Genomic DNA, 19,087 nt, shown 5'->3' with positions numbered 1-19,087 from the left:
CGTTCGGGGTTCGCGCCGCGAGGACGAGCCGACTGGTGTTGTCAGCGGGGGAGCAAGGTCCCTGCCTGATGGGCCGGCGTCAGGGGGTCAGGTCGTCGCCGTCGGCCTTGGCGGCCTCGGTGGCGGTGAGCGAACCGTCGGACTCGCGCGCGAACACGTCAGCGGCGTGGAGATCGGCGGAGGTCTGGCCGGCTACCTGGCGTATTGCGTCCTGGTCGGAGACGCCGGCGAAGGCTGGCTGGGTCCGACCACGGCCCGGGTGGGCGAACTCGTCGACGAGTGCGTGGGTGAACGCCTTGAGGTCAGCTGGCTTGCGGCTGCTGACCAGGACGTTCGGTCCGCTCTGGTCGATGACGACCTCGTCGTCTACCCAGGTCGCGCCGGCGTTGGTCAGATCGGCCCGAAGGCTCGGCCAGCTCGTCAGCCGCCGCCCGCGCACGACGTCCGCGTCGATCAGCGTCCACGGACCGTGGCAGATCACCGCGACTGGCCGGCCGGCGTCGAAGAACGAACGGACGAACGCCCCGACGCCCGGCTGCCAACGCAGAAAGTCCGGATTGGCGACGCCGCCCGGCAGCACCAGCGCGTCGAAGGATCCCGGATCCGCCCCTTCGACCGTCTCGTCGACCGCGAACGTGTCGCCTTCGGCCAGATGGTTGAACGCCTGGACCCTGCCTTCCTTGGTCGAGACCAGTACCGCGACGCCGTCAGCATCGCGCACCGCCTGCCACGGCTCGGTGAGTTCCACCTGCTCCACACCCTCAGGCGCCACCAGGAACGCGATCCGCTGGCCGGTCAGCTTGTCCGCCATGAGCTGTCCTCCTTCAAGGTCGCTTGGTCCCTGCCCGGCGCCGCACGCCATACCCTCGGCCCTCAGAACTTTCGAGTTCTGTCGGCCGGCACCGAGGGAGTCAGGCGCGACCGCCGACGCCGGTGAGCACTTCGCCCGCGCGACCCGTCAGCGTGGCGGGCGCGAGGGCCGCGGTGCTGGCTCCCGCGCCCTCCTGCAGTCCGGCGAGGAAGTCCCTCAGCGCGGCGAGCGAATTGTGTCGGGGCGCCCAACCGAGTTCGGCCCTGGCTCGGGCGGTGCTCATGACGGGCAGACGCATCACCGCGTCGAACAGGCCCGGGTCGGTGGGCACGAGGTGCAGGCGCCAGGCGCCAACGAGCGCGGCGCGGACGGCCCGCGGTGGCATCCGCACGGCCCGGGCATCCAGGAGGTCGGCGAGCACGCGGCAGTCGACGACGGGCTCCGCAGCGATGTTGAACGCCCCGCGCACGTCACGCTCCGCCGCGAGACCGTAGGCCTCCGCCACGTCGTCTGCGTGTACGACCTGGAACCTCAGCCCGGCGATGTCGGGAACGAGAGGCACCGTGGCGGCCCGGACGAGCCCGCCGGGCACGAACGGTCCCATGAACAGGCGTCGCTGCTGGCTGGCCGCCGGCCGCTGGAAGATGAAACCCGGGCGGAGCCGGACGACGCGCACGCGGGGATGATCGCGTTCGAAGACGTCAAGGAGCCGCTCGACGTAGGCCTTCTCGCGCGTGTAGGCGGCCCCCGGCCAGCCGTCGGTCGGCCAGTCCTCCTCGACAGCCCGGTCGTCCGGGGGTCCCGGCGAGTAGGCCCCCACCGACGAGGCGACCACCAACGCCGGCACACCCGCCCGGGCGACAGCGTCGAACACGCGCGCGCTGCCGAGGACGTTCGTCCGCCACGTAGCCGCCGGGTCGTGCGTGGGCTGGAAGAGCCACGCGAGGTGGATCACCACGTCGGCCCCGGCGAACACGCCCGCGAGGTCATCGCCCGTGATGTCGGCGGCCCTCCACGAGATCTTCGGGCCGGGCCGGGTCGGTGGCCGGCGGGCGAGCGCGGTGATGTCAGCGACGTGGGCGGAGCCTCCGAGCGCTGCCAGGACGCCGGTCCCGACGTTGCCCGAGGCACCCACGACGACGACCCTCGCGGCACCGGACCTGGAGATGTCCATGGCGACCTCCGTAGCGGATGTCCGTGTGTCCGAGCTGGCCACGGCGCGCACCGGGTCGACAGCCGAAGTTGGCTTGGTCGTCGGAGACGTATCCGCATCCACGTCGGCCACCTCGTAGGGGGCCGCCTCAGCTGTGCGTACGACCGCGAGCCGGGCGGGCGACACGCGTGATCCTTCTGGCGGCCTCTCCGTCGCCCTGCCCCGCGCGGCGCGGGCAAACCGCGAGTGTCAGCCTGACGCCGGTGACTGACGCGGCGAGCGTGGAGGAAGTCGATGTCGACGGATGCGCTTGTTCTCCTGAAAGTGGATCACGAAGAGATCAGGACTGCTTTCGAGCGCTTCGACGAAGCGAGTGGAGGAACTTCTGCCGCGAGGGGCGCGGTCGCACGGAACATCATCGAACTGCTCACAGTGCACACCTATGTCGAAAATGAGGTTGTGTATCCGGAGGTCCAGGCCCTCCTACCCGAGCTTCGGGAGGAAGTCCTTGAGTCCCACGAAGAGCACCACGTCGCGGATCTCCTCACGATGGAGCTCGCGGCTCTGCGCCACGACGCCGACAGCTTCACCGCCAAAGCCACCGTTCTGATCGAGAACGTGACCCACCACATCGACGAAGAGGAGGAGCGCTGGTTCCCGACGGTTCGCGAGAGGCTCAGCCGCGCGAAGATCTCCGAGATCGGGCAGCGACTGCTGGAGGCCAAAGAGCAGGCTCCGCGCGGCCCGGTCGCGCCCGGCGCCGTCAGGAAGACCATCGAGGCCTATTTCGCGTAGTCGTGCTGCCGGGGACGGCGACCGGAGCGCCTGTTCGCTGCGGTGCACCGTATCCGCGGCGGCTTGGGTGTGGGCTCCGGGTGGAACACCCGGAAGCGAGACGAACGGAGGGGAACCATGGCGACGTTCGCCAAGGGGGATCGTGTCTGTTGGTCCAGTCATGGGGGCACCGCGTCCGGAGAGGTCATCCGCGAGCTCACCGCGGACACGGAGGCCGGCGGTCGGTCGGTCCGGGCCAGCGCGGAGGAGCCGCAATATCTTGTCCGCAGCGACAATGGTGGTGAGGCCGTGCACAGGCCTGGCGCATTGACGAAGATCCGGCGTAAGACCCGTTCGCGCTGACCGGCTGGTCGTCGTCAGGCCGCCGCGCCGCCGATGGCGGATGCGTGGCCGGCTGTCAGTACCTGGGTGAGCGCCTCAATGTCGTCAGGGCCCGCCGGGCCGGCGACCCAGGTGACGCCGGCGATCACATAGGTCTCGGGGGTGAAGAACGCGTGGCCGTCTCGGGCCAGCTCACCAACCCGGCGACTGACCTGGCTGTCGCGCGTGAAGGCGCCGAAGACGATGGGCCGGGCCATCCAATCCGACACCCGGTAGCCGGCCGCCCGAGCATGGGCCAGCAGGCCGACCGGGTCGGAGATCGACGAGACCAGCAGCAGGACGGTCTCGAAACCTTCGGACAGCACCCGCCGGGAGATCTCGGCACCGGTGTCGCCGCCCCACAGCTCCGGCGCGTCACCCGGGGCCGGGAGGTAGGGCGGGTTCGCGACCGCGCATCGCTCGTTCCCGGCGTGGGCGCCGTCGAAGAAGTCGCCGTGCACGACCTGGTAGTTCGCCAGCCCCGACTTCTCCACGACGCTCGCGGCCACGCGCTGCGAGCGCTCGTCCAGCTCGAAGCCACGCACGGCCACCGTCGATTCCTGGCGCCGCAGCGCCTCGACCATCGGGATGCCGGTGCCCGCGCCGAGCTCCACCAGCCCGTCGGTCAGGACCGGCCCGAGCCTAATGTCGGCCAGCAGGTTCTCCAGGCAGGACGCGTAGAACCCCGACTCGATCGGATCAAAGAACGGCATACCAGCACTCCTGACCTCCGCCGGCGGGATGACGCAAGCCACCCTGGACGCCGCCATGTCGCCCGGCGACCTACCCGCCACGCCGACCCCAACCCCGCTTGTTACGACGGGATTTCCGCGCCCGCCCCGCACGACCGGCGGCGGGGTTACGCCCTTCCGGGCCGGGCATTCCCGACCTGTGCACACGAAGATTGCTGACCATGGCACTGGCCACGTGTCAAGCGCCGGCACGGCGACGCGGCCGGTCCGGTATGGCACCGTGCTGGAAACCCGCGAGCTGGCCCCGGGCGCGCTGCCAGCCGCGCGAGGGACCCTGAGCGAGTTCTTGCTGCGCCAGCTGGCCAGACCCGCGCACTCACCCACGGGGTGGCCGGCGCCCGATGACGACCCGCTTCTCGGCGAGGACGCCGCACTTACGCTCTACTGCCTCTACGAGCTGCACTACCGGGGCTTCGCGGGCGTGGACGACCGGTGGGAGTGGGAACCGACCCTGCTCACGCTGCGCGCCCAGCTGGAGAACGACCTGGAGACCCGGCTGAGGCAGCTCGCCGCCCAGGTCGGCGCCGCCCCGTGCGAGGGGGTCGGCCCGTCCGAGGTGCCCGCCGCCCTCCAAGAGATCATCGGCTGCTCGACCGGGCCGTCCCTGTCGCGCTACCTCGCCGAGGAGGGCTCGCTCGACCAGTTCCGCGAGTTCGCCATCCACCGCTCGCTGCTGCAGCTCAAGGAAGCCGACCCGCACTCGTGGGCGATTCCCCGGCTGTCCGGCTACGCGAAGGCCGCCCTGATCGAGATCCAGATGGACGAGTACGGCAACGGCCGAGCGCCCGACGCCCACCAGAACCTCTTCGGCGTGACCATGCTGACGCTCGGCCTCGACCCGAGCTACGGCCACTACCTCGACCGGATCCCCGCCACCACCCTCGCCACTGTGAACCTCCCGACGTTCTTCGGCCTGCACCGCCGCCTACGCGCGGCACTGATCGGCCACCTCGCCATCTTCGAGATGACCTCCGTCGAACCGATGGGCACCTACGCCGCAGCCCTTCGCCGCCACGGCCTCGGTGCCGACGCCCGGCATTTCTTCGAGGTACACGTCGTCGCGGACGCCCACCACCAGCACGTCGCCGCCGAACAGCTCGCCCAGGGCCTCGCACAGGCCGAACCAGCCCTCACCGACGACATCCTGTTCGGCGCACGCGCGATCATGGCCGTTGAGGGCCGGTGCTCCACCGCCATCCTCGACGCCTGGAACACCGGCCGCTCATCGCTGCGCCCGGCCGGCTAGGGCTTCAGGACGACCTTGACGCAGTCGTCCTGCTTCTTCTGGAAGATCTCGTAGGCGTGCGGGGCGTCCGTGAGCGGCAGGCGGTGCGTCGCGAAGTCGTCGACGCCCAGTACGTCGCTGTCGGTCAGCAGGGGGAGTATCTGCTCAGTCCAGCGGCGTACGTGGGCCTGTCCCATCCGTAGCTGCACGCCCTTGTCGAACAGGTCCATCATCGGCATCGGGTCGACCTCACCGCCGTAGACGCCGGACAGCGACACGGTCCCACCGCGGCGGACCGCCCGGATCGCGGTGTGCAGCGCGGTCAGCCGGTCGACGCCGAACCGTTCGGTCAGCGGCCGGGCCAGCAGGTCCGGCAGCAGGCCGACGGCGGTCTGCGCGGCCTTCCCCAGCGGCGCTCCGTGGGCCTCCATGCCGACCGCGTCCACGACGGCGTCCGGCCCCCGCCCGCCGGTCAGCTCGATCAGACGGTCCGCGACGTCGCCTCCCTGGCTGAGGTCGAGAACCTCAGCGTGCCGCGCGGCCAGCCCGAGGCGCGCCGGCACCCGGTCCACCCCGATCACCCGGACGTCCCGCGGCGCGCCGGCCCGGACCCCGCCGGCTCCCACGTGCCGGGCGACGCGTACGCACATCTGGCCGACCGGGCCCAGCCCGAGCACCGCCAGCGTCCCGCCGTCGGGCACGTCCGCGTAGGCGACGGCCTGCCACGCGGTCGGCAGGATGTCGGACAGGTAGAGAAACCGCTCATCCGGCGGCCCGTCCGGCACCTTCAACGGGCCGAACTGCGCCTGCGGAACCCGCAGATACTCGGCCTGCCCGCCCGGCACAGCCCCGTACAGCGCGGTATAGCCGAACAGCGCGGCACCCTTACCGGTCTCCCGAACCTGAGTGGTCTCACACTGCGCGTACAGCTGCCGGTCGCACATCCAGCAATTACCGCAGGAGATGTTGAACGGCACCACCACCCGGTCACCAGGCCGCAGGCCCGTCACCTCCGGCCCGACCTCCTCGACCACGCCCATCGCCTCGTGACCGAGAATGTCCCCCGGCCGCAGGAACATCCCGAGCACCTCGTAAAGATGCAGGTCCGAACCGCAGATCGCGGTGGACGTGACCCGGATGACCGCGTCCGTCGGCTCACTCACCCGCGGGTCCGGCACCTCCTCCACCCGCACGTCCCGCTTGCCCTGCCACGTCAACGCCTTCATCGCCTGCACCTCTCCGATCGCTGCAGCTGAACGGGGTTCGTCAGAACGCGGGTCGCCACTCCGGGTATCGGGGAGGGCAGGCTGCCATCTCCGGCGTCAGAGCGCCTGCCGGGGTGTCAGTGGGCCTGCTCCATGATCCGCGAGGTCAGCGCCCGGATGCCGCCGACCACGAGGGCGACGCCGGTCAAGATCCATAGGATCAGCCAGTGCGTGGGCAGGGCGCAGGCTCCAAGCGCGAAACCCAGAATGATCATCGAGACGGCGACCCAGGAGCCGGCGTTTCCTCGCTGGGCCGCCCGCGTGCCCGCGGTCGCCTCGGGTCGGGCCGCGAACTGCTCGGTGAGGCTGCCAGGGGCGGGGCGATCGTCGTCGTCGACCGCCGTGTCCTTGCTCTCCATCAACATCTACCTTCGGTCGTCGTTCGGCTCGGCCGGGTGTTCGGGCCTGCCAGCCGGCTATTTGATGACGGCGTCAAGCGTCTTCTTGACGGCGCTGGGCTGTACCGGGCTGTGGGGGGCCTTTTCCTTCGCCTCTAGCAGCCGCTGTCCGATTTCGGAGAGCTGCTTGCGGCCGAGCTTCTCCCGTACCTTCAGGAACCACTCCGTTTCCTCTTCGTCGGTGTGGTGGGTCACATTTTCGATGAGGACGGTGGTCTTGGCGGTGAATCGTTCGGCATCGGGCCGGAGGGCGGCGAGCTCCATGGCGAGCACGTCGGCGACGTGGTGCTCCTCGTAGGACTCGAGGATGTCGTCCTCCAGCTCCGGCAGCAGGTTGCGTACCTCCGGGTACATGACCTCGTTCTCGATATATGTGTGTACGGTGAGCAGCTCGATGATTTTCGTGACGAGTTTGCCCCTCGTGGCGGAGGCGCCCTCGCCCGTCTCCTGGAACTGCTTGAAAACCGCCTTGATCTCCTTGTGATCCGCTTTCAGCAGGACGATTGCGTCAGTCGACACGATTCCTCCGAGTCCCTGCGTCGCGGGGTGTTCTTTGGAGCGCCCCCTCCCCGCAGGCCCGGCTCCCAAACCTCGGCGATGGTCGAGCATTGGCTGACGCTCGTTTGGCCTGGTTACGGCGAGACGGAGGTTGGTCCCGCGTGGCGGAGGTTGAGGTCCTCTGCTGCCGACGCGTACGGTGAGGGAGGCCGGAATGGCGGCTGCTGGTCGCCGGTGAAGGTCTACGTGTCCGTACGGGCTGGTCCGGCTCGTGAAGGAGTCGGTGTCCGACGGGTGGTGGCGGTGTTTGCTCCGGGGAACCGCATGCTGGGCGGTCTGCTCGATCTGGGACGGGTGGCGGTTTTCGAGCAGTTGCCTGAACTGGTCGCCGAGCACGCGGCCGAGGCTAATCTGGCGCAGGTACAGCTCTACGTTGTGGACCTTCGCGGTCAGGTGCTGCGGGAGTTGACGGGCCGAGGGCTTGATGCCGGTGGGAATGGCCAGGAGTTCGGTGTCGACAGTTCGCTGCCGGGCCGCGCGTTCCGGGACGTGCGTACGGTGGTCGCCTCCGCGCCCGGGGATGACGGCCGGGTGGTGCACTGGGCGCCGCTCCTGGACGGGACGGAGCGTCTGGGGGTGCTGCGGGCCGAGCTTCCTTCCGGGGACGACGCCGCCGCGACGGCGCTGCGTGAGCTGGCCGCGCTCGTGGGCCTTCTGCTGGTGAGTAAACGGGAGGTCAGTGACTCGTACGCCCGCCTGATTCGCCGGCAGCCGATGACGGTCGCGGCGGAGATGCAGTGGCATCTGATGCCTCCGTCCTCGTTCGCCAACCGGCGGGTCGTCGTCGGCGCGGCGATGGAGCCGGCGTACGAGGTCGGCGGCGACGCCTTCGACTACGCGGTCGCCGGGGACATCGTCCACATCGCGGTCTTCGACGCGATGGGGCACGACACCGCGGCCGGTCTGGCGTCGAACCTCTCGGTGGCCGCGTGCCGTGCCTTCCGGCGGCAGAACGCCGACCCGGTCACGATCGGCCGTGAGATCGAGCGGGTGCTCGTCGAGCAGTTCGGCTCCGGCCGGTTCGTCACGGCCATCCTGGCTGACCTCGACACGAGCAGCGGGCAGCTCAGCTGGGTCAACTACGGCCACCATCCGCCTGTCGTGATCCGGGGTGGGCGGTGGGTCAGCTCGCTGCCCTGCCCGCCGGCTTACCCGTTGGGTATGGACCTGGGCCTGGACGCCACGGTGTGCCAGGAGCAACTCGAACCGGGCGACCGGTTGCTGCTCTACACCGATGGCGTGACCGAGGCACGCGACGCGACCGGCCGAGAGTTTGGACTGTCCCGGTTCGTGGACTTCGTCGTGCGGCACCACGCCGACGGGCTGGCGGTCCCGGAAACCCTGCGCCGTCTGATGCGCGCGTTGATCGACCACCATGGCGGCCGGCTTCAGGACGACGCCACTGTCATCTTCCTCGAATGGGCCGGGCCGCATGAGGCCAACAAGAAGATCTGAGCGCGCCGCACCGGCGGGTGTCTGGGCCGGCTGATCGGGTAGGGCGCCACCGACCGCGTCACCCGGCCGCGGTTCACCATCGCGGTGTTCGTAATTGTCCGCGCGCACCCGCCGATGCGGGTAGCGACGCGTCGCGTGCACCCCTTCGAAGGGCCGTCCAGATGAGTACAGGAACCCAGCCGCAGGACGACCGCCGGCCGGACGGGTGGCAGGAACTGCGCCGGACCTTGCCGCTGTCGTGGCCGCGGGCCGAGCGGGTCGGCTGGACCGACCTCGACATCCGGTCGGTCGACACGATCCGGCTGCTGGCCGCCGACGCGGTGCAGAAGGTCGGCAACGGCCATCCGGGCACGGCGATGAGCCTGGCTCCGCTGGCGTACCTGCTGTTCCAGGACGTGCTGCGTCACGACCCGGCGGACGACCAGTGGCTGGGCCGGGACCGGTTCGTGCTTTCCTGCGGCCACACGAGCCTGACGCTCTACATCCAGCTATACCTGTCCGGCTACGGCCTGGAGCTGGACGACCTGGAGGCGTACCGGACGTGGAACTCGGAGACCCCGGGACACCCAGAGTTCCGGCACACCCGAGGCGTGGAGATCACCACCGGGCCGCTCGGCCAGGGCTTCGGCGCGGCGGTGGGGATGGCGATGGCGGCCCGCCGTGAGCGGGGGCTGCTCGATCCGGACGCACCACCCGGTACGAGCCCGTTCGACCATCACGTCTACGTGCTGGCCTCCGACGGCGACATGATGGAAGGCCTGTCCAGCGAGGCCAGCTCCCTGGCCGGGCGGCAGGAGCTCGGGAACCTGATCGTCTTCTACGACCGTAACCACATCTCGATCGAGGACGACACCGACATCTCCTTCTCGGAGGACGTCGCTGCCCGGTACGCCGCGTACCACTGGCACGTCCAGACCGTCGAGTGGCGCACGTCCGACGGTTACGTCGAGGACGTCGATGCCCTGCGCGCCGCGATCGACGCCGCCCAGGCCGAGACGACGCGGCCGTCACTGATCGTCCTTGACACGATCATCGCCTGGCCCGCTCCCAACGCTCAGGGAACCGGTAAGGCGCACGGGGCCGCGCTCGGCGCCGACGAGGTCGCCGCGACGAAGCGTCTGTTGAGCTTCCCGCCCGACGAGAGCTTCACCGTCGAGCCTGACGTGCTCGACCATGCGCGTCGGGTCGGCGAGCGTGGTCGTGCGGCCCGCGAGCGCTGGAATGTTGACTACGAGAAGTGGCGTGACGGGCAGCCCGACCGGGCCGAACTACTCGACCGGTTGCGGGCGCGGAAGCTTCCTGATGGTTGGACCCAGGCCCTGCCGACCTTCGAGGCCGATCCGATGGGGATGGCGACGAGGAAGGCCAGCGGCGAGGTCCTCACCGCGCTCGCCGATGTCCTGCCTGAGCTGTGGGGCGGATCGGCCGACCTTGCCGAGTCGAACAACACGACCATGACCGGCGCGCCGTCCTTCATCCCGGAGGGCGGCCAGACCGATGCCTGGCCGGGCGGGCCGTATGGGCGGACCCTGCATTTCGGTATCCGTGAACACGCGATGGGCGCGGCGCTCAACGGCATCGCGCTGCAGTCGCTGACCCGGCCCTATGGCGGCACGTTCCTGTGCTTCTCGGACTACATGCGTCCCGCTGTCCGGCTCGCGGCGCTGATGCGCCTGCCGGCGATCTACATCTGGACGCACGACTCGATCGGCCTGGGCGAGGACGGGCCGACCCATCAGCCGGTTGAGCACCTCGCCGCGCTGCGGGCCATCCCCGGCCTCGACGTCGTGCGGCCGGCGGACGCCAACGAGGTCACCGTGTGCTGGCAGGCCGTCCTGGAACACACCGACCGGCCCGCCGGCCTGATCCTCTCGCGCCAGAACCTGCCCGTGCTGGACCGCGGCCCGGACGGCTACGCCGCCGCGGCGGGTGCCGCCCGAGGCGGTTACGTCCTCGCCGACAGCGACCGTGACCTGCGGGTCATCCTGATCGCGACCGGATCCGAGGTACACCTCGCACTCCAGGCCCGCGTCGCCCTCGAAGACGCCGGCGTCGGCACCCGGGTCGTCTCGATGCCCTGCGTCGAATGGTTCGCCGCCCAGGGCCGGGACTATCGCGACCAGGTGCTGCCGCCCGCCGTCGCGGCGCGGGTCAGCGTCGAAGCCGGCGTCGCCACCGGCTGGGAACGCCTCGTCGGCGACGCCGGGCGCAGCATCAGCGTCGAACACTACGGCGCCTCCGCCGACTACCAGACCCTCTACCGCGAGCTCGGCCTCACCACCGACGCCATCGTCGCGGCCGCGCACGAAAGCCTGCGCGACGCCGCCCACGGCGCCCGCCCCGGCGGCCACCCCGCCGGCTTCGCACCGACCGCCGGCGGCGCGGCCGACCGCCCCGCCTGACCGCCACACGCCTCCCCACCAGGTAGGAGCGCCATGAACAAGCCCCTGGCCCAACTGTCCGCACACGGCGTGTCCGTCTGGCTTGACGACCTGTCGCGCGAACTGCTCGCCGGCGGCGAGCTACAACACCTGATCGAGCGCCGCCACGTCGTCGGCGTCACGACCAACCCGACGATCTTCGCCTCGGCGCTGGCCAAGGGCGACCGCTACACCGACCAGCTACGCGCACTCGCCGACGTGCACGCCACCGTCGACGACGCGATCTTTCAGATCACCACCGACGACGTGCGCACCGCCTGCGACGCGTTCCAGCCGGTCTTCGAGGCCAGCGGCGGTGTGGACGGACGTGTGTCGATCGAGGTCGACCCCCGGCTAGCCCGCGACACCGAAGCCACCATCACCGCCGCCCGCACGCTGGCCGACGCCGTCGACCGGCCCAACGTTCTGGTCAAGATTCCCGCCACCGAACAGGGCCTGCCCGCGATCACCGCCACCATCGCGGCGGGCATCAGCGTCAACGTCACCCTGATCTTCTCCCTCGACCGCTACCAGGCCGTCATCGACGCCTACCTCACCGGTCTCGACCAGGCCCGCGACGCCGGGGTGCCGCTGTCTGGCATCCATTCCGTTGCCTCGTTTTTCGTCTCCCGGTTCGACACCGAGGTTGACGCCCGCCTCGACGCCCTGAACACCGACACCGCGCGCAGCCTGAAAGGACAGGCCGCGCTCGCCAACGCCCGCCTCGCCTACCAGGTCCACCACGCCACCCTCGCCACCGACCGCTGGCGCGACCTGGCCGCCGCCGGCGCGACCCCCCAACGCCCGCTGTGGGCCTCGACCGGCGTGAAGAACCCGGACTATCCCGACACCCGCTACGTCGAGGGCCTCGTCGCCGAAGGCACCGTCAACACGATGCCCGGGGCGACACTCGAAGCGTTCGCCGACCACGGCCACGTGCACGGCGACACCATCACCGGAACCTACGACCACGCCACGCAACAACTCGCCGCCCTCGCTGAAGTCGGCATCTACTACGACGACGTCGTCACCGAACTCGAAAACCAAGGAATACAGAAGTTCACCACCAGCTGGAACGAACTAGCCGACACAGTCCGACACGAACTCGCCAAAGCCGGTTGATTCGGAGACGAGGACCGTCGTGTGGCGTCCACACCAGCTGGGCCAGGCTGGCTGGCGGTCCGCGCAATGCGAGATGGGGCGGCCCCTGTGTAGACGGTCACAGCAGGGGGCTGGCGGATTTTTCCCTGCGCGCGGGCGCGGCTACGACCACGGCCGGACGCCGCGAATTCTCGGACGTTGCCGCGCCCGCCTCGTGAGAGTCAGCGCGCGGCGTCCTTGAGGTTCTCGCCAGCCTGCTTGACGTCGCCGCCGATCTTCCGCGCGGAGCCGCGAGCCTCCATACCTGGCTTGCCGCTGACCCGGCCCGCGGTGCGCTTGCCGCGTCCGGTGAGGCGCTGCAGGGAGTTCTTCGCCTTGTCGATCACGCTCATCGGGGACTCCTTCGTCACGGGCCGCTCGTGCGCGGCTCTGATGCGCCTGTACCCGGTGTTGATCGGGTAACCCGGACAATCAGGTGGGTGCGGCCTAGGTTTCCCGGGGGTGTGGGCGATTCATCTGTCGTCACGGCGATCCGGCGCTTCGGGTGTTGTCGATGGCCGGCCGTTGGAACGCCGTGGTGGTCCGGATCAGCGACAAGAGGAGAGTTCTGACGGCGACCACAGTCGCGGAGTCGATCGACGTAAGCGTGCCGGTGCGTACCGCCTACAACCAGTGGACCCAGTTCGAGTCGTTTCCGCACTTCATGACCGGGGTGGAGTCGATCGAGCAGCTCGACGCGACCCACACGCACTGGCACGTCAAGGTGGGTGGCCAGGACCGTGAGTTCGACGCGGCGATCACCGAGCAGCTGCCGGACGAGCGGGTCGCGTGGAAGAGCTTGGCGGCGGGTCATGCGGGTACGGGACGGTGGGCGCGTGACGGTGCGCTGCCCGCGGTCTTGAGCACGCACCCAATGCGTTTACCCCCGGGGAAGACCGTGCTCGGGGCCGGGCGACGGCTGGAGCGGCATGGTCTTCTACGACCCGGTGGAGTCAGGGTTCTACGCGTGGTGCGTTGAGCGTCTTCTGTGCCGCGGGGATTTGCGCCGTTACCTCGCGGACGGGGTGACGGAGCTGGGTGTGGGCACGGGTATCCCGCTGCTGGAGGCGATTGACCGGTCCGAGTCGAGCGTTCCGGTCCGCGGCTACGAACGCGACCCAGGTGCGTACCGGGCGGCTCGCCGGCTGGCCGATCGGAAGGGTCCCGCGAACTACTCCGTCGAGTTCGGTGACTTCTTCGAATACGCCGCCCGTGCGAAGGAGCGCTGCGTCGTCGCCAACCCGCCCTACCTGCCGGCGGAGGCGCGGCGCCCCGACGGGCCGGGGCTGCACGGCGGGGCGCGGGGAGCGGCCGTCACTCGCCGGATCCTCGGCTGTCCGTTCGATCTGGCGATGCTGATGATCTCATCGATATCCGACCCGCTAGGAGTGCTCTCGGAGGCGGGCCGTCGCGGCTACCGGGTGCTCGACTGGGCCGTCCGACCGATTCCGTTTGGCCCCTTCTGCCGCGACTCGGCGGTCTGGCCCATCCTGGAGACGCTCGCCGCCGATGGTCAGGCCTACTTCCGGCCTGAGGGATACCTGCTCGCGGGCGTGACCTGGGTCCGGGACGCCGTGGCGCGTCTGCCAGGCGGGGACGCGGCCGTCCTCGCCCAGGTGATGCGCGCGGCGTCCGCGGGGGCGCCATGAGCATGTCGCGCCCGCGCGGGAGCGACATGGTCAGACGCCATGTCATGGCCGCGCCGTGATCGCCCACCCCGCCGCTCCCCTTCGCGCTTGTTTCCTCCTTATCGCTTCCGACCATGGGCGGAGGGGTCGGCGCCGAGCGGCGGCCCCTTCAAATGGACCAAATGGACGGCGTTGTCAGCCGGGGGAGGCGCCGAAGACGTCGCGGATCGAATGCCGGCTTGGTCGTGAATAATCTGCACTGCGCCCATGTGCCGTCCACCCGAAGTCGCTGTACTGCGGGCGTGCCGTTGGCGCGCGTACACTCGCCGAATGCAGCAGGAAATCCCGGATCTCCGCGACCCTCCGGCCGGCACCGGGGATCAGACTCCCGGCGCGAGTTCTCCGGGAGGAGTGGTCGAGCAGGCGCTGCTCCTGCTGGGGATCGAGTCGCACGCGGCCCAGCCGTCGACAGGAGTTCAGGCGGGATAGCGCCGTTCTGTCGGCGCTATCTGGCTGTGCCATTTATGGCCCGTCGTGGGCCGGTGGCTCACCTTTCCGGGTGCATTTCTCGGGGGACCGACTCCGCGAGGTGGATAGCCTCCCGCCGCCGCCGCCGAGTTCGTGAATCTGGGAGCGGCAGCGGGTCAAGGAGTGGCAGCGTTACGTCACAGAGGTTCGGCACTTTCGGTCGTGTCAGGGGCGGGGGAGTCGTACCAGGCCGAGGTAGAAGTCGTCGATCGTGTGGACGGTGTCGAGGACGAGCATTTCGGTTTGTTAACGCCGTCGTGCGAGGCCCGCGGGGTTCTTTAATCCGCTGTCCACAGACGCGTTGTGTCGTCGCTGCAGCCGACGGCCAGGGTGCGCCCGTCCGGGGAGAACGCTAGCGAGTAGGGCAGGCTGGTGGGCAGTGCCTTTAATTGCACGGGGTGGGTCGGGTTGACGACGTTCCACAGCCAGACCCCGCCGACCTGGCCGCCGGCGCTGGCGGCCAGGGTGTGTCCGTCCGGAGAGAACGCGACCGAGGTCACCAGCGGATCGGCGCCGGTCGGTGTGTCAAGCCGGGTGGGGTGGGCGGGGTCGCTGATGTTCCACAGCCACACCGAGCCGTAGGTGTCGGAGCCGGTGGGGCCGGGACCTACGGCTGCGGCCAGGGTGTGCCTGTTCGGGGAGAACGCGACCGAGAGCAGCGGGTGGAGCGAGTTGTTCGGATTCCCGATGGGTTTGGGGTGGGCCGGTTGGGTGACGTCCCACAATTTCAATCCCTCGTAGGTGCCGGCGGCGAGGGTGTGTCCGTCCGGGGAGAACGCCACCGAGCTCACCGCGCTGGTGGGGCCGGGCGGCAGGGTGGTGCTGGACCAGTCCACAGCAGGAGGCGGTGACAGGGTCGTGGTGTGCTGGGAGGCTTCGCCTTCCCGTCGGTGGCCCGGAACTGTGGCGATCAGCGCGGCGGCGGTGATAGCAGCGGCCATGACGACCGTAAGCGGGGCGAGGATCCGACGGTGGCGCAGCAGGCTGGCCCAGCGGCGCTTGTCGCCGGAGGCGGCAGGCAAGGTTGCCGCCATACGCGGCCACGCGAGTCTCGGTCATCGAGGTGGCCGCGCGCCGGCCGGTTCCGTATCCACATGTCCGGCGGTCTGGGCGTAGCTGTCGCTGCGCCCGTGGTCAGGGTGTCGGGTCGTCGGGTCCTGCGCCGCGCGATCCGGTCTGACGCCGGAGTCCACCGGTCGCCGCCGGGATGGCTCCGCTGGGCGCACGGGGGCCAGCTGGGCGGCGGGGGCTGGAGATGTCGAGCGGGCGATGTCCGGCTTGCCTGATAGCAGGCTCGGTCGTCTGTGGCGAGGGAAGGTCGGTGCGACCGCCGGCTTCGCGCGTCCCGCGAGCGCGGCGGCGATATTGCCGAGCAGATGAAGGCGGGTTGCCTCCGGTGACTGGCCGAACAGGTCGAACGAGACGATCTGTCCAAGCAGGACGGGACGCGGACACTCTTCCACCCTGATGGGCAGCAGCCTACGGGTGAACCCCAAGGGGTCGGCAGCCTGTACGGCCAGCCACTCGGCCTGGCCGTACACCGAATCCAGGTAGGCGGCGGAGAGCAGCACTATGGTGCGTTCCGCCTTGGTGACGCCCTCCTGCATGCGCACCGACCAGTTAGACCCAGGCACGAAGTCCCACGCTTGAACCAGCACCCGGTAACCGGCATCCTCCAAATGCCAGGCGACCCACTCGGCCCACGCCAGGTCCGCGCCCGTGTAGGAGATGAAAAAATCCCACTCTGGCGCTGGCCGCCTGCCTGCGGCGCCCCTGTCGGACACAGCGCCTGATCCTCCCACCACTGGCCGACGTTGGGTGTCGGCAGCCGCCTTGCCAAGAGACGGTCCAGGGGACACCAGAAATCCTATGCCAGCCGCATATCGTCCCCATCTTCCGACTCGCCCCACGATCATGGCGACGTTATCCAGCCCGGTAGTCCGGTTGTCCACGGCCACCTCGGGCAAGGCCACGACCAGGTCGGTCCACCGGCCTTGCATCGTCACCCAGTCTGCGAACCCGCCCCCGGAGTTCGTCCCGGATCAATACAGAACAGAGACCGGGACAGGAGACCGCCCTGGCGAGGTCGAGATGGCGGCAGGCCGACGCGACGCTTCCGACGGGAGCCGGGTCAACGCTCGGCGAAGGACCGAGTATTAGCCAGAACGGGCAGCGGAGTTCCCAGACGAGGGGGTCCGCTGAGACAAGTCCCTGTGCTCTGGGAACTCCGCTGCGCGCCGAGTCTGCCATCAGACGGTTGATCGACGCTGCCAGGGTCGGTCGGCGTCGCGCCCGCGCTGTCGGGTTGGCCGCGGACACGGACCGTCGAGGCCCCGAAAATCCGAGACAGGCAGCCACCTACGGGGGGGGATGGAGACTGCCGGCCCTTTTACAGTAGTCCGAGCGAATCGTCCCCGCGGGTTGGCTCGGCGGCCGGAGCGCCAGCCAACTCCCGGCTGCAACCGCCCGACAGGCGCCGTGCGCTGTCCGAAGGTCCTCGACTCAGGTGGCGGGGATGCCCGTGACGCCGAGTTCGTGGCCGAGGGCGACCCAGTTGGTGGCGATCTGCTGTTGGACGTCAGCAAGGCTCATCTGGCCGGAGCAGACGGCGCGCTTGGCGGCGTTCTCGACGGGGTCCTTGTCGTTGTGTTCTCCCTTCTCGGGCCACAGGTTCGCGACCGCGGTCGGGGATCCACCGATCTCCAGGGAGATCAGGTGGTCGAGTTCGTAGTTGCCCATCGCGGTGCCGGCGTAGTCGCCGTATGCGGCGATCGCCTCACGTTTGATCGTGTTGGTGTAGGACGTGGGCGGGCGGATCGTGGCCGTCCAGCCGGACTTGCAGATCGTTGAGCCGATCGTGGCCTGGGTGACCGCGGGGTTCAGCGCGCCGGGTGTGCAGGTCGGGTCGGGCTCTTCGTTGTTGTCCCTCGCCTGACAGTGCGCCGGGTAGACGGTTGAGGTCGCCGTCGAGTCGACCAGCGGTCCGGGCTGGGCCGAGTCGGCACTGGTCGGGCTACTGGTCGACCCGGAGGCAGTCGATCCCGGCAGGGTGCAGCCCGCCAGCGCGAGCACGAACACGGCGGCGAGGGCGAACCGTCGCGGATGAGCCATGGCGCGGATTATTCGCCTACCAGGAACTATCGGACTTCCGACACGCCGAACAGCAAAGCGCTCAGACGCGTGGGGCAGGCCCCCTCGATGTGGGCGAAACGGCGGCAGACACCGGGACGATCGCCCGGTCGGGAGGCGGCGCGGCTGGCCGTTCGACCCGCGAGCGCTCGCCCGGCCGGCCCGGGTCGGTCCTTGACGGCCGCGTCGACCTGTCCTACGTTTCGCGTACTACGTGAGACGGAGGTCGTATGCGGCGTAAGGATGAGGTGGGCTGGGCGGATCCGGCGGTGTTGATCCTGACCAGTCTGGCCGGCGGGCCGAAGCACGGGTACGCGATGACGGCGGACATCGCGGAGCAGGCTGGGGTGACGCTCGGGCCCGGCACCTTATACGGGGCGCTGTCTCGGCTGGAGGAACGCGGGTTCGTCCAGGCGATGGCAGGGGAGCAGCGGCGCCGGCCGTATCGGATCACCGCGGCGGGTGCGGCGGTGCTGCGCGAGCGGCTGACGGCGATGCGGTCGCTCGCCTGGACCGGCCTGTCCCGTCTTGACACGGCGACGGCGTGAACGCGGCCCGCAGGATCGCCTCGATGGCGCTGTCCTGCTATCCGCCGTCGTTTCGGGAACGGTACGGCGAGGAGATCCGTGGCCTGGTGCAGGACACCGAGGTCGGCCCACAGACCGTCCTTGACCTGATCGGGGGTGCCGCTCGCGCGTGGAGCCGGGCGATAGTGCCGGCCGAGGGCGCGGAACGAGTTCGCCGGCGACTACAGGCGACGGTCGTCACCACCTGGGTCTGTTGGTGTGCCGGCTTTCTCGTGACGCCGGCCATCAACCGGGCACTGTTGGACCCGGAACCCGCACACGTGCCGGCGGGTGTACTTCCGTTGCTCAACGCGTCGCTGGTCGCCATCGCGATGAGCGCCGTGTTGATCGTCATCGCGTCGGTTCCCGTGCTACGGGTTTTCCTGGTGGCCGCCCGCCGGGGCGAATGGTCGATCATCCGTCCGCTGCTGGTCGCGGCGCTGGCGGTCGTGCTGGATCTGCTGGGGCTCGCCGGGCTCGTCGCCTGGCGGCAGACATATCCGCCGATCGCGCAGAACCCGCACTTCTCCGGGCTGTTCGTCGGCGGCCTGGTCGTCTGGACGCTTGGGTTCGTGTGTGCCCTGGTCGCCGCCGGCGTCGGGCCAGCGCTCGCGACCACCCGAGCCGCGCCGCCGGCCCGCGCGCTGCGCTTACCCGGACTGCTGGCACTTCCCGTCGCCGCGCTGCTGACCCTCGCTACCGCGGCATCCACGGCAGCCGTGGTCCTGATGCTGCGAACCGCGCACACCGAGGGTGTCGCAGCCCCCGGGCTGATCTTCGTCGGACTGGTCCTGGTCACAGCGATCGGAGCCTCCGTCGGGGCCCTCACCACGGCATCCCGGGGTCTGCGTCCCGCCCTTCGGGCGTCCGGCGCGCTCTCTAGCTAGTCCGCACGCGGAACGCG

The 19,087-nt window shown here is 69.8% G+C and carries 21 protein-coding genes; 11 read left to right on the top strand and 10 right to left on the bottom strand.

Features of this window, described 5'->3' with window-relative positions:
- Nucleotides 1–79 precede the first annotated feature (79 nt).
- A complete protein-coding gene (locus FRAEUI1C_RS32235; protein WP_013427579.1) occupies nucleotides 80–811 on the bottom strand; it encodes a type 1 glutamine amidotransferase domain-containing protein in 732 nt (243 codons plus the stop codon).
- Nucleotides 812–911: 100 nt separating this feature from the next.
- Entirely contained in the window at nucleotides 912–1,985 is a 1,074-nt protein-coding gene (locus FRAEUI1C_RS32230) for an NAD-dependent epimerase/dehydratase family protein (protein WP_013427578.1), read from the bottom strand.
- A 273-nt stretch (nucleotides 1,986–2,258) separates the two neighbouring features.
- On the opposite strand from FRAEUI1C_RS32230, the gene FRAEUI1C_RS32225 reads away from it, so the two are divergent.
- Both FRAEUI1C_RS32225 and FRAEUI1C_RS37825 read left to right on the top strand, forming a co-directional pair.
- Nucleotides 2,259–2,759 (top strand): hemerythrin domain-containing protein, encoded by a 501-nt coding sequence (locus FRAEUI1C_RS32225; RefSeq protein ID WP_013427577.1) that lies wholly within the window; start codon nucleotides 2,259–2,261, stop codon nucleotides 2,757–2,759.
- Between the two features lie 117 nt (nucleotides 2,760–2,876).
- Nucleotides 2,877–3,101, top strand: a complete 225-nt coding sequence (locus FRAEUI1C_RS37825; protein WP_013427576.1) for a hypervirulence associated TUDOR domain-containing protein — start codon at nucleotides 2,877–2,879, stop codon at nucleotides 3,099–3,101.
- Nucleotides 3,102–3,115: 14 nt separating this feature from the next.
- Here FRAEUI1C_RS37825 and FRAEUI1C_RS32220 read toward each other — a convergent pair whose 3' ends face one another.
- Nucleotides 3,116–3,832, bottom strand: coding sequence for a class I SAM-dependent methyltransferase (locus tag FRAEUI1C_RS32220; protein ID WP_013427575.1), 717 nt, complete (start codon nucleotides 3,830–3,832; stop codon nucleotides 3,116–3,118).
- A gap of 28 nt (nucleotides 3,833–3,860) precedes the next feature.
- Here FRAEUI1C_RS32220 and FRAEUI1C_RS32215 point away from each other — a divergent pair, with 28 nt between their 5' ends.
- On the top strand, nucleotides 3,861–5,117 hold the full coding sequence (locus FRAEUI1C_RS32215) for an iron-containing redox enzyme family protein (protein WP_013427574.1): 1,257 nt from the start codon (nucleotides 3,861–3,863) through the stop codon (nucleotides 5,115–5,117).
- Here the strand turns inward: FRAEUI1C_RS32215 and FRAEUI1C_RS32210 are convergent.
- The 3 genes from FRAEUI1C_RS32210 to FRAEUI1C_RS32200 all read right to left on the bottom strand — a co-directional run bounded on the left by FRAEUI1C_RS32210 (nucleotide 5,114) and on the right by FRAEUI1C_RS32200 (nucleotide 7,278).
- Nucleotides 5,114–6,322, bottom strand: a complete 1,209-nt coding sequence (locus FRAEUI1C_RS32210) for a zinc-dependent alcohol dehydrogenase (RefSeq protein WP_013427573.1) — start codon at nucleotides 6,320–6,322, stop codon at nucleotides 5,114–5,116. The two genes, FRAEUI1C_RS32215 and FRAEUI1C_RS32210, sit on opposite strands and share 4 nt — an antisense overlap.
- Nucleotides 6,323–6,438: 116 nt before the next feature.
- The gene (locus FRAEUI1C_RS32205) at nucleotides 6,439–6,720 is read right to left on the bottom strand and encodes a hypothetical protein (protein ID WP_013427572.1); all 282 of its coding nucleotides are present in this window, start codon (nucleotides 6,718–6,720) and stop codon (nucleotides 6,439–6,441) included.
- Between the two features lie 57 nt (nucleotides 6,721–6,777).
- Nucleotides 6,778–7,278 (bottom strand): hemerythrin domain-containing protein, encoded by a 501-nt coding sequence (locus FRAEUI1C_RS32200; RefSeq protein ID WP_013427571.1) that lies wholly within the window; start codon nucleotides 7,276–7,278, stop codon nucleotides 6,778–6,780.
- A gap of 303 nt (nucleotides 7,279–7,581) precedes the next feature.
- Between FRAEUI1C_RS32200 and FRAEUI1C_RS32195 the strand changes: the two genes are divergently transcribed.
- From FRAEUI1C_RS32195 to tal, 3 genes are all read left to right on the top strand, one after another.
- The gene (locus FRAEUI1C_RS32195; RefSeq protein WP_013427570.1) at nucleotides 7,582–8,772 is read left to right on the top strand and encodes a PP2C family protein-serine/threonine phosphatase; all 1,191 of its coding nucleotides are present in this window, start codon (nucleotides 7,582–7,584) and stop codon (nucleotides 8,770–8,772) included.
- A 161-nt stretch (nucleotides 8,773–8,933) separates the two neighbouring features.
- The gene (tkt, locus tag FRAEUI1C_RS32190) at nucleotides 8,934–11,174 is read left to right on the top strand and encodes a transketolase (RefSeq protein ID WP_013427569.1); all 2,241 of its coding nucleotides are present in this window, start codon (nucleotides 8,934–8,936) and stop codon (nucleotides 11,172–11,174) included.
- Nucleotides 11,175–11,207: 33 nt separating this feature from the next.
- Complete coding sequence (gene tal / locus FRAEUI1C_RS32185) at nucleotides 11,208–12,314, top strand: transaldolase (protein ID WP_013427568.1); 1,107 nt, start codon at nucleotides 11,208–11,210, stop codon at nucleotides 12,312–12,314.
- Between the two features lie 200 nt (nucleotides 12,315–12,514).
- Here tal and FRAEUI1C_RS32180 read toward each other — a convergent pair whose 3' ends face one another.
- A complete protein-coding gene (locus tag FRAEUI1C_RS32180) occupies nucleotides 12,515–12,685 on the bottom strand; it encodes a CsbD family protein (protein WP_013427567.1) in 171 nt (56 codons plus the stop codon).
- A gap of 161 nt (nucleotides 12,686–12,846) precedes the next feature.
- Here FRAEUI1C_RS32180 and FRAEUI1C_RS41405 point away from each other — a divergent pair, with 161 nt between their 5' ends.
- The 3 genes from FRAEUI1C_RS41405 (at nucleotide 12,847) to FRAEUI1C_RS39895 (ending at nucleotide 14,449) form a co-directional block, all read left to right on the top strand.
- A complete protein-coding gene (locus FRAEUI1C_RS41405; protein ID WP_013427566.1) occupies nucleotides 12,847–13,311 on the top strand; it encodes an SRPBCC family protein in 465 nt (154 codons plus the stop codon).
- Nucleotides 13,312–13,372: 61 nt separating this feature from the next.
- On the top strand, nucleotides 13,373–13,981 hold the full coding sequence (locus FRAEUI1C_RS32170; RefSeq protein WP_232425198.1) for a class I SAM-dependent methyltransferase: 609 nt from the start codon (nucleotides 13,373–13,375) through the stop codon (nucleotides 13,979–13,981).
- A gap of 309 nt (nucleotides 13,982–14,290) precedes the next feature.
- On the top strand, nucleotides 14,291–14,449 hold the full coding sequence (locus FRAEUI1C_RS39895; protein WP_157735117.1) for a hypothetical protein: 159 nt from the start codon (nucleotides 14,291–14,293) through the stop codon (nucleotides 14,447–14,449).
- 317 nt (nucleotides 14,450–14,766) lie between these two features.
- Here the strand turns inward: FRAEUI1C_RS39895 and FRAEUI1C_RS32165 are convergent, their stop codons facing one another.
- From FRAEUI1C_RS32165 to FRAEUI1C_RS32155, 3 genes are all read right to left on the bottom strand, one after another.
- The gene (locus FRAEUI1C_RS32165; RefSeq protein WP_198318662.1) at nucleotides 14,767–15,510 is read right to left on the bottom strand and encodes a WD40 repeat domain-containing protein; all 744 of its coding nucleotides are present in this window, start codon (nucleotides 15,508–15,510) and stop codon (nucleotides 14,767–14,769) included.
- Nucleotides 15,511–15,543: 33 nt separating this feature from the next.
- Complete coding sequence (locus FRAEUI1C_RS32160; RefSeq protein WP_013427562.1) at nucleotides 15,544–16,272, bottom strand: toll/interleukin-1 receptor domain-containing protein; 729 nt, start codon at nucleotides 16,270–16,272, stop codon at nucleotides 15,544–15,546.
- A 718-nt stretch (nucleotides 16,273–16,990) separates the two neighbouring features.
- Nucleotides 16,991–17,599 carry a hypothetical protein gene (locus FRAEUI1C_RS32155; protein WP_013427561.1) on the bottom strand — a complete coding sequence of 203 codons (609 nt, stop codon included), beginning with the start codon at nucleotides 17,597–17,599 and terminating at the stop codon, nucleotides 16,991–16,993.
- 248 nt (nucleotides 17,600–17,847) lie between these two features.
- Between FRAEUI1C_RS32155 and FRAEUI1C_RS32150 the strand changes: the two genes are divergently transcribed.
- Nucleotides 17,848–18,165, top strand: a complete 318-nt coding sequence (locus FRAEUI1C_RS32150) for a PadR family transcriptional regulator (protein WP_013427560.1) — start codon at nucleotides 17,848–17,850, stop codon at nucleotides 18,163–18,165.
- Nucleotides 18,162–19,070, top strand: coding sequence for a hypothetical protein (locus tag FRAEUI1C_RS32145; RefSeq protein ID WP_041259787.1), 909 nt, complete (start codon nucleotides 18,162–18,164; stop codon nucleotides 19,068–19,070). Before FRAEUI1C_RS32150 ends, FRAEUI1C_RS32145 begins: the two co-directional genes overlap by 4 nt.
- Nucleotides 19,071–19,087: the final 17 nt, after the last annotated feature.

Origin of the sequence: Pseudofrankia inefficax (genome assembly GCF_000166135.1) — a bacterium.
In the GTDB taxonomy this organism is placed as follows: Bacteria; Actinomycetota; Actinomycetes; order Frankiales; family Frankiaceae; genus Pseudofrankia; species Pseudofrankia inefficax.
This window is presented reverse-complemented; position numbering and strand designations above follow the sequence as displayed.

Coding starts and splice junctions, on each gene's coding strand:
- FRAEUI1C_RS32235 (WP_013427579.1), bottom strand. CDS start 811: ATGGCGGACAAGCTGACCGGCCAGCGGATCGCGTTCCTGGTGGCGCCT.
- FRAEUI1C_RS32230 (WP_013427578.1), bottom strand. CDS start 1,985: ATGGACATCTCCAGGTCCGGTGCCGCGAGGGTCGTCGTCGTGGGTGCC.
- FRAEUI1C_RS32225 (WP_013427577.1), top strand. CDS start 2,259: ATGTCGACGGATGCGCTTGTTCTCCTGAAAGTGGATCACGAAGAGATC.
- FRAEUI1C_RS37825 (WP_013427576.1), top strand. CDS start 2,877: ATGGCGACGTTCGCCAAGGGGGATCGTGTCTGTTGGTCCAGTCATGGG.
- FRAEUI1C_RS32220 (WP_013427575.1), bottom strand. CDS start 3,832: ATGCCGTTCTTTGATCCGATCGAGTCGGGGTTCTACGCGTCCTGCCTG.
- FRAEUI1C_RS32215 (WP_013427574.1), top strand. CDS start 3,861: ATGACGCAAGCCACCCTGGACGCCGCCATGTCGCCCGGCGACCTACCC.
- FRAEUI1C_RS32210 (WP_013427573.1), bottom strand. CDS start 6,322: ATGAAGGCGTTGACGTGGCAGGGCAAGCGGGACGTGCGGGTGGAGGAG.
- FRAEUI1C_RS32205 (WP_013427572.1), bottom strand. CDS start 6,720: ATGGAGAGCAAGGACACGGCGGTCGACGACGACGATCGCCCCGCCCCT.
- FRAEUI1C_RS32195 (WP_013427570.1), top strand. CDS start 7,582: ATGCTGGGCGGTCTGCTCGATCTGGGACGGGTGGCGGTTTTCGAGCAG.
- tkt (WP_013427569.1), top strand. CDS start 8,934: ATGAGTACAGGAACCCAGCCGCAGGACGACCGCCGGCCGGACGGGTGG.
- tal (WP_013427568.1), top strand. CDS start 11,208: ATGAACAAGCCCCTGGCCCAACTGTCCGCACACGGCGTGTCCGTCTGG.
- FRAEUI1C_RS32180 (WP_013427567.1), bottom strand. CDS start 12,685: ATGAGCGTGATCGACAAGGCGAAGAACTCCCTGCAGCGCCTCACCGGA.
- FRAEUI1C_RS41405 (WP_013427566.1), top strand. CDS start 12,847: ATGGCCGGCCGTTGGAACGCCGTGGTGGTCCGGATCAGCGACAAGAGG.
- FRAEUI1C_RS39895 (WP_157735117.1), top strand. CDS start 14,291: ATGCAGCAGGAAATCCCGGATCTCCGCGACCCTCCGGCCGGCACCGGG.
- FRAEUI1C_RS32155 (WP_013427561.1), bottom strand. CDS start 17,599: ATGGCTCATCCGCGACGGTTCGCCCTCGCCGCCGTGTTCGTGCTCGCG.
- FRAEUI1C_RS32150 (WP_013427560.1), top strand. CDS start 17,848: ATGCGGCGTAAGGATGAGGTGGGCTGGGCGGATCCGGCGGTGTTGATC.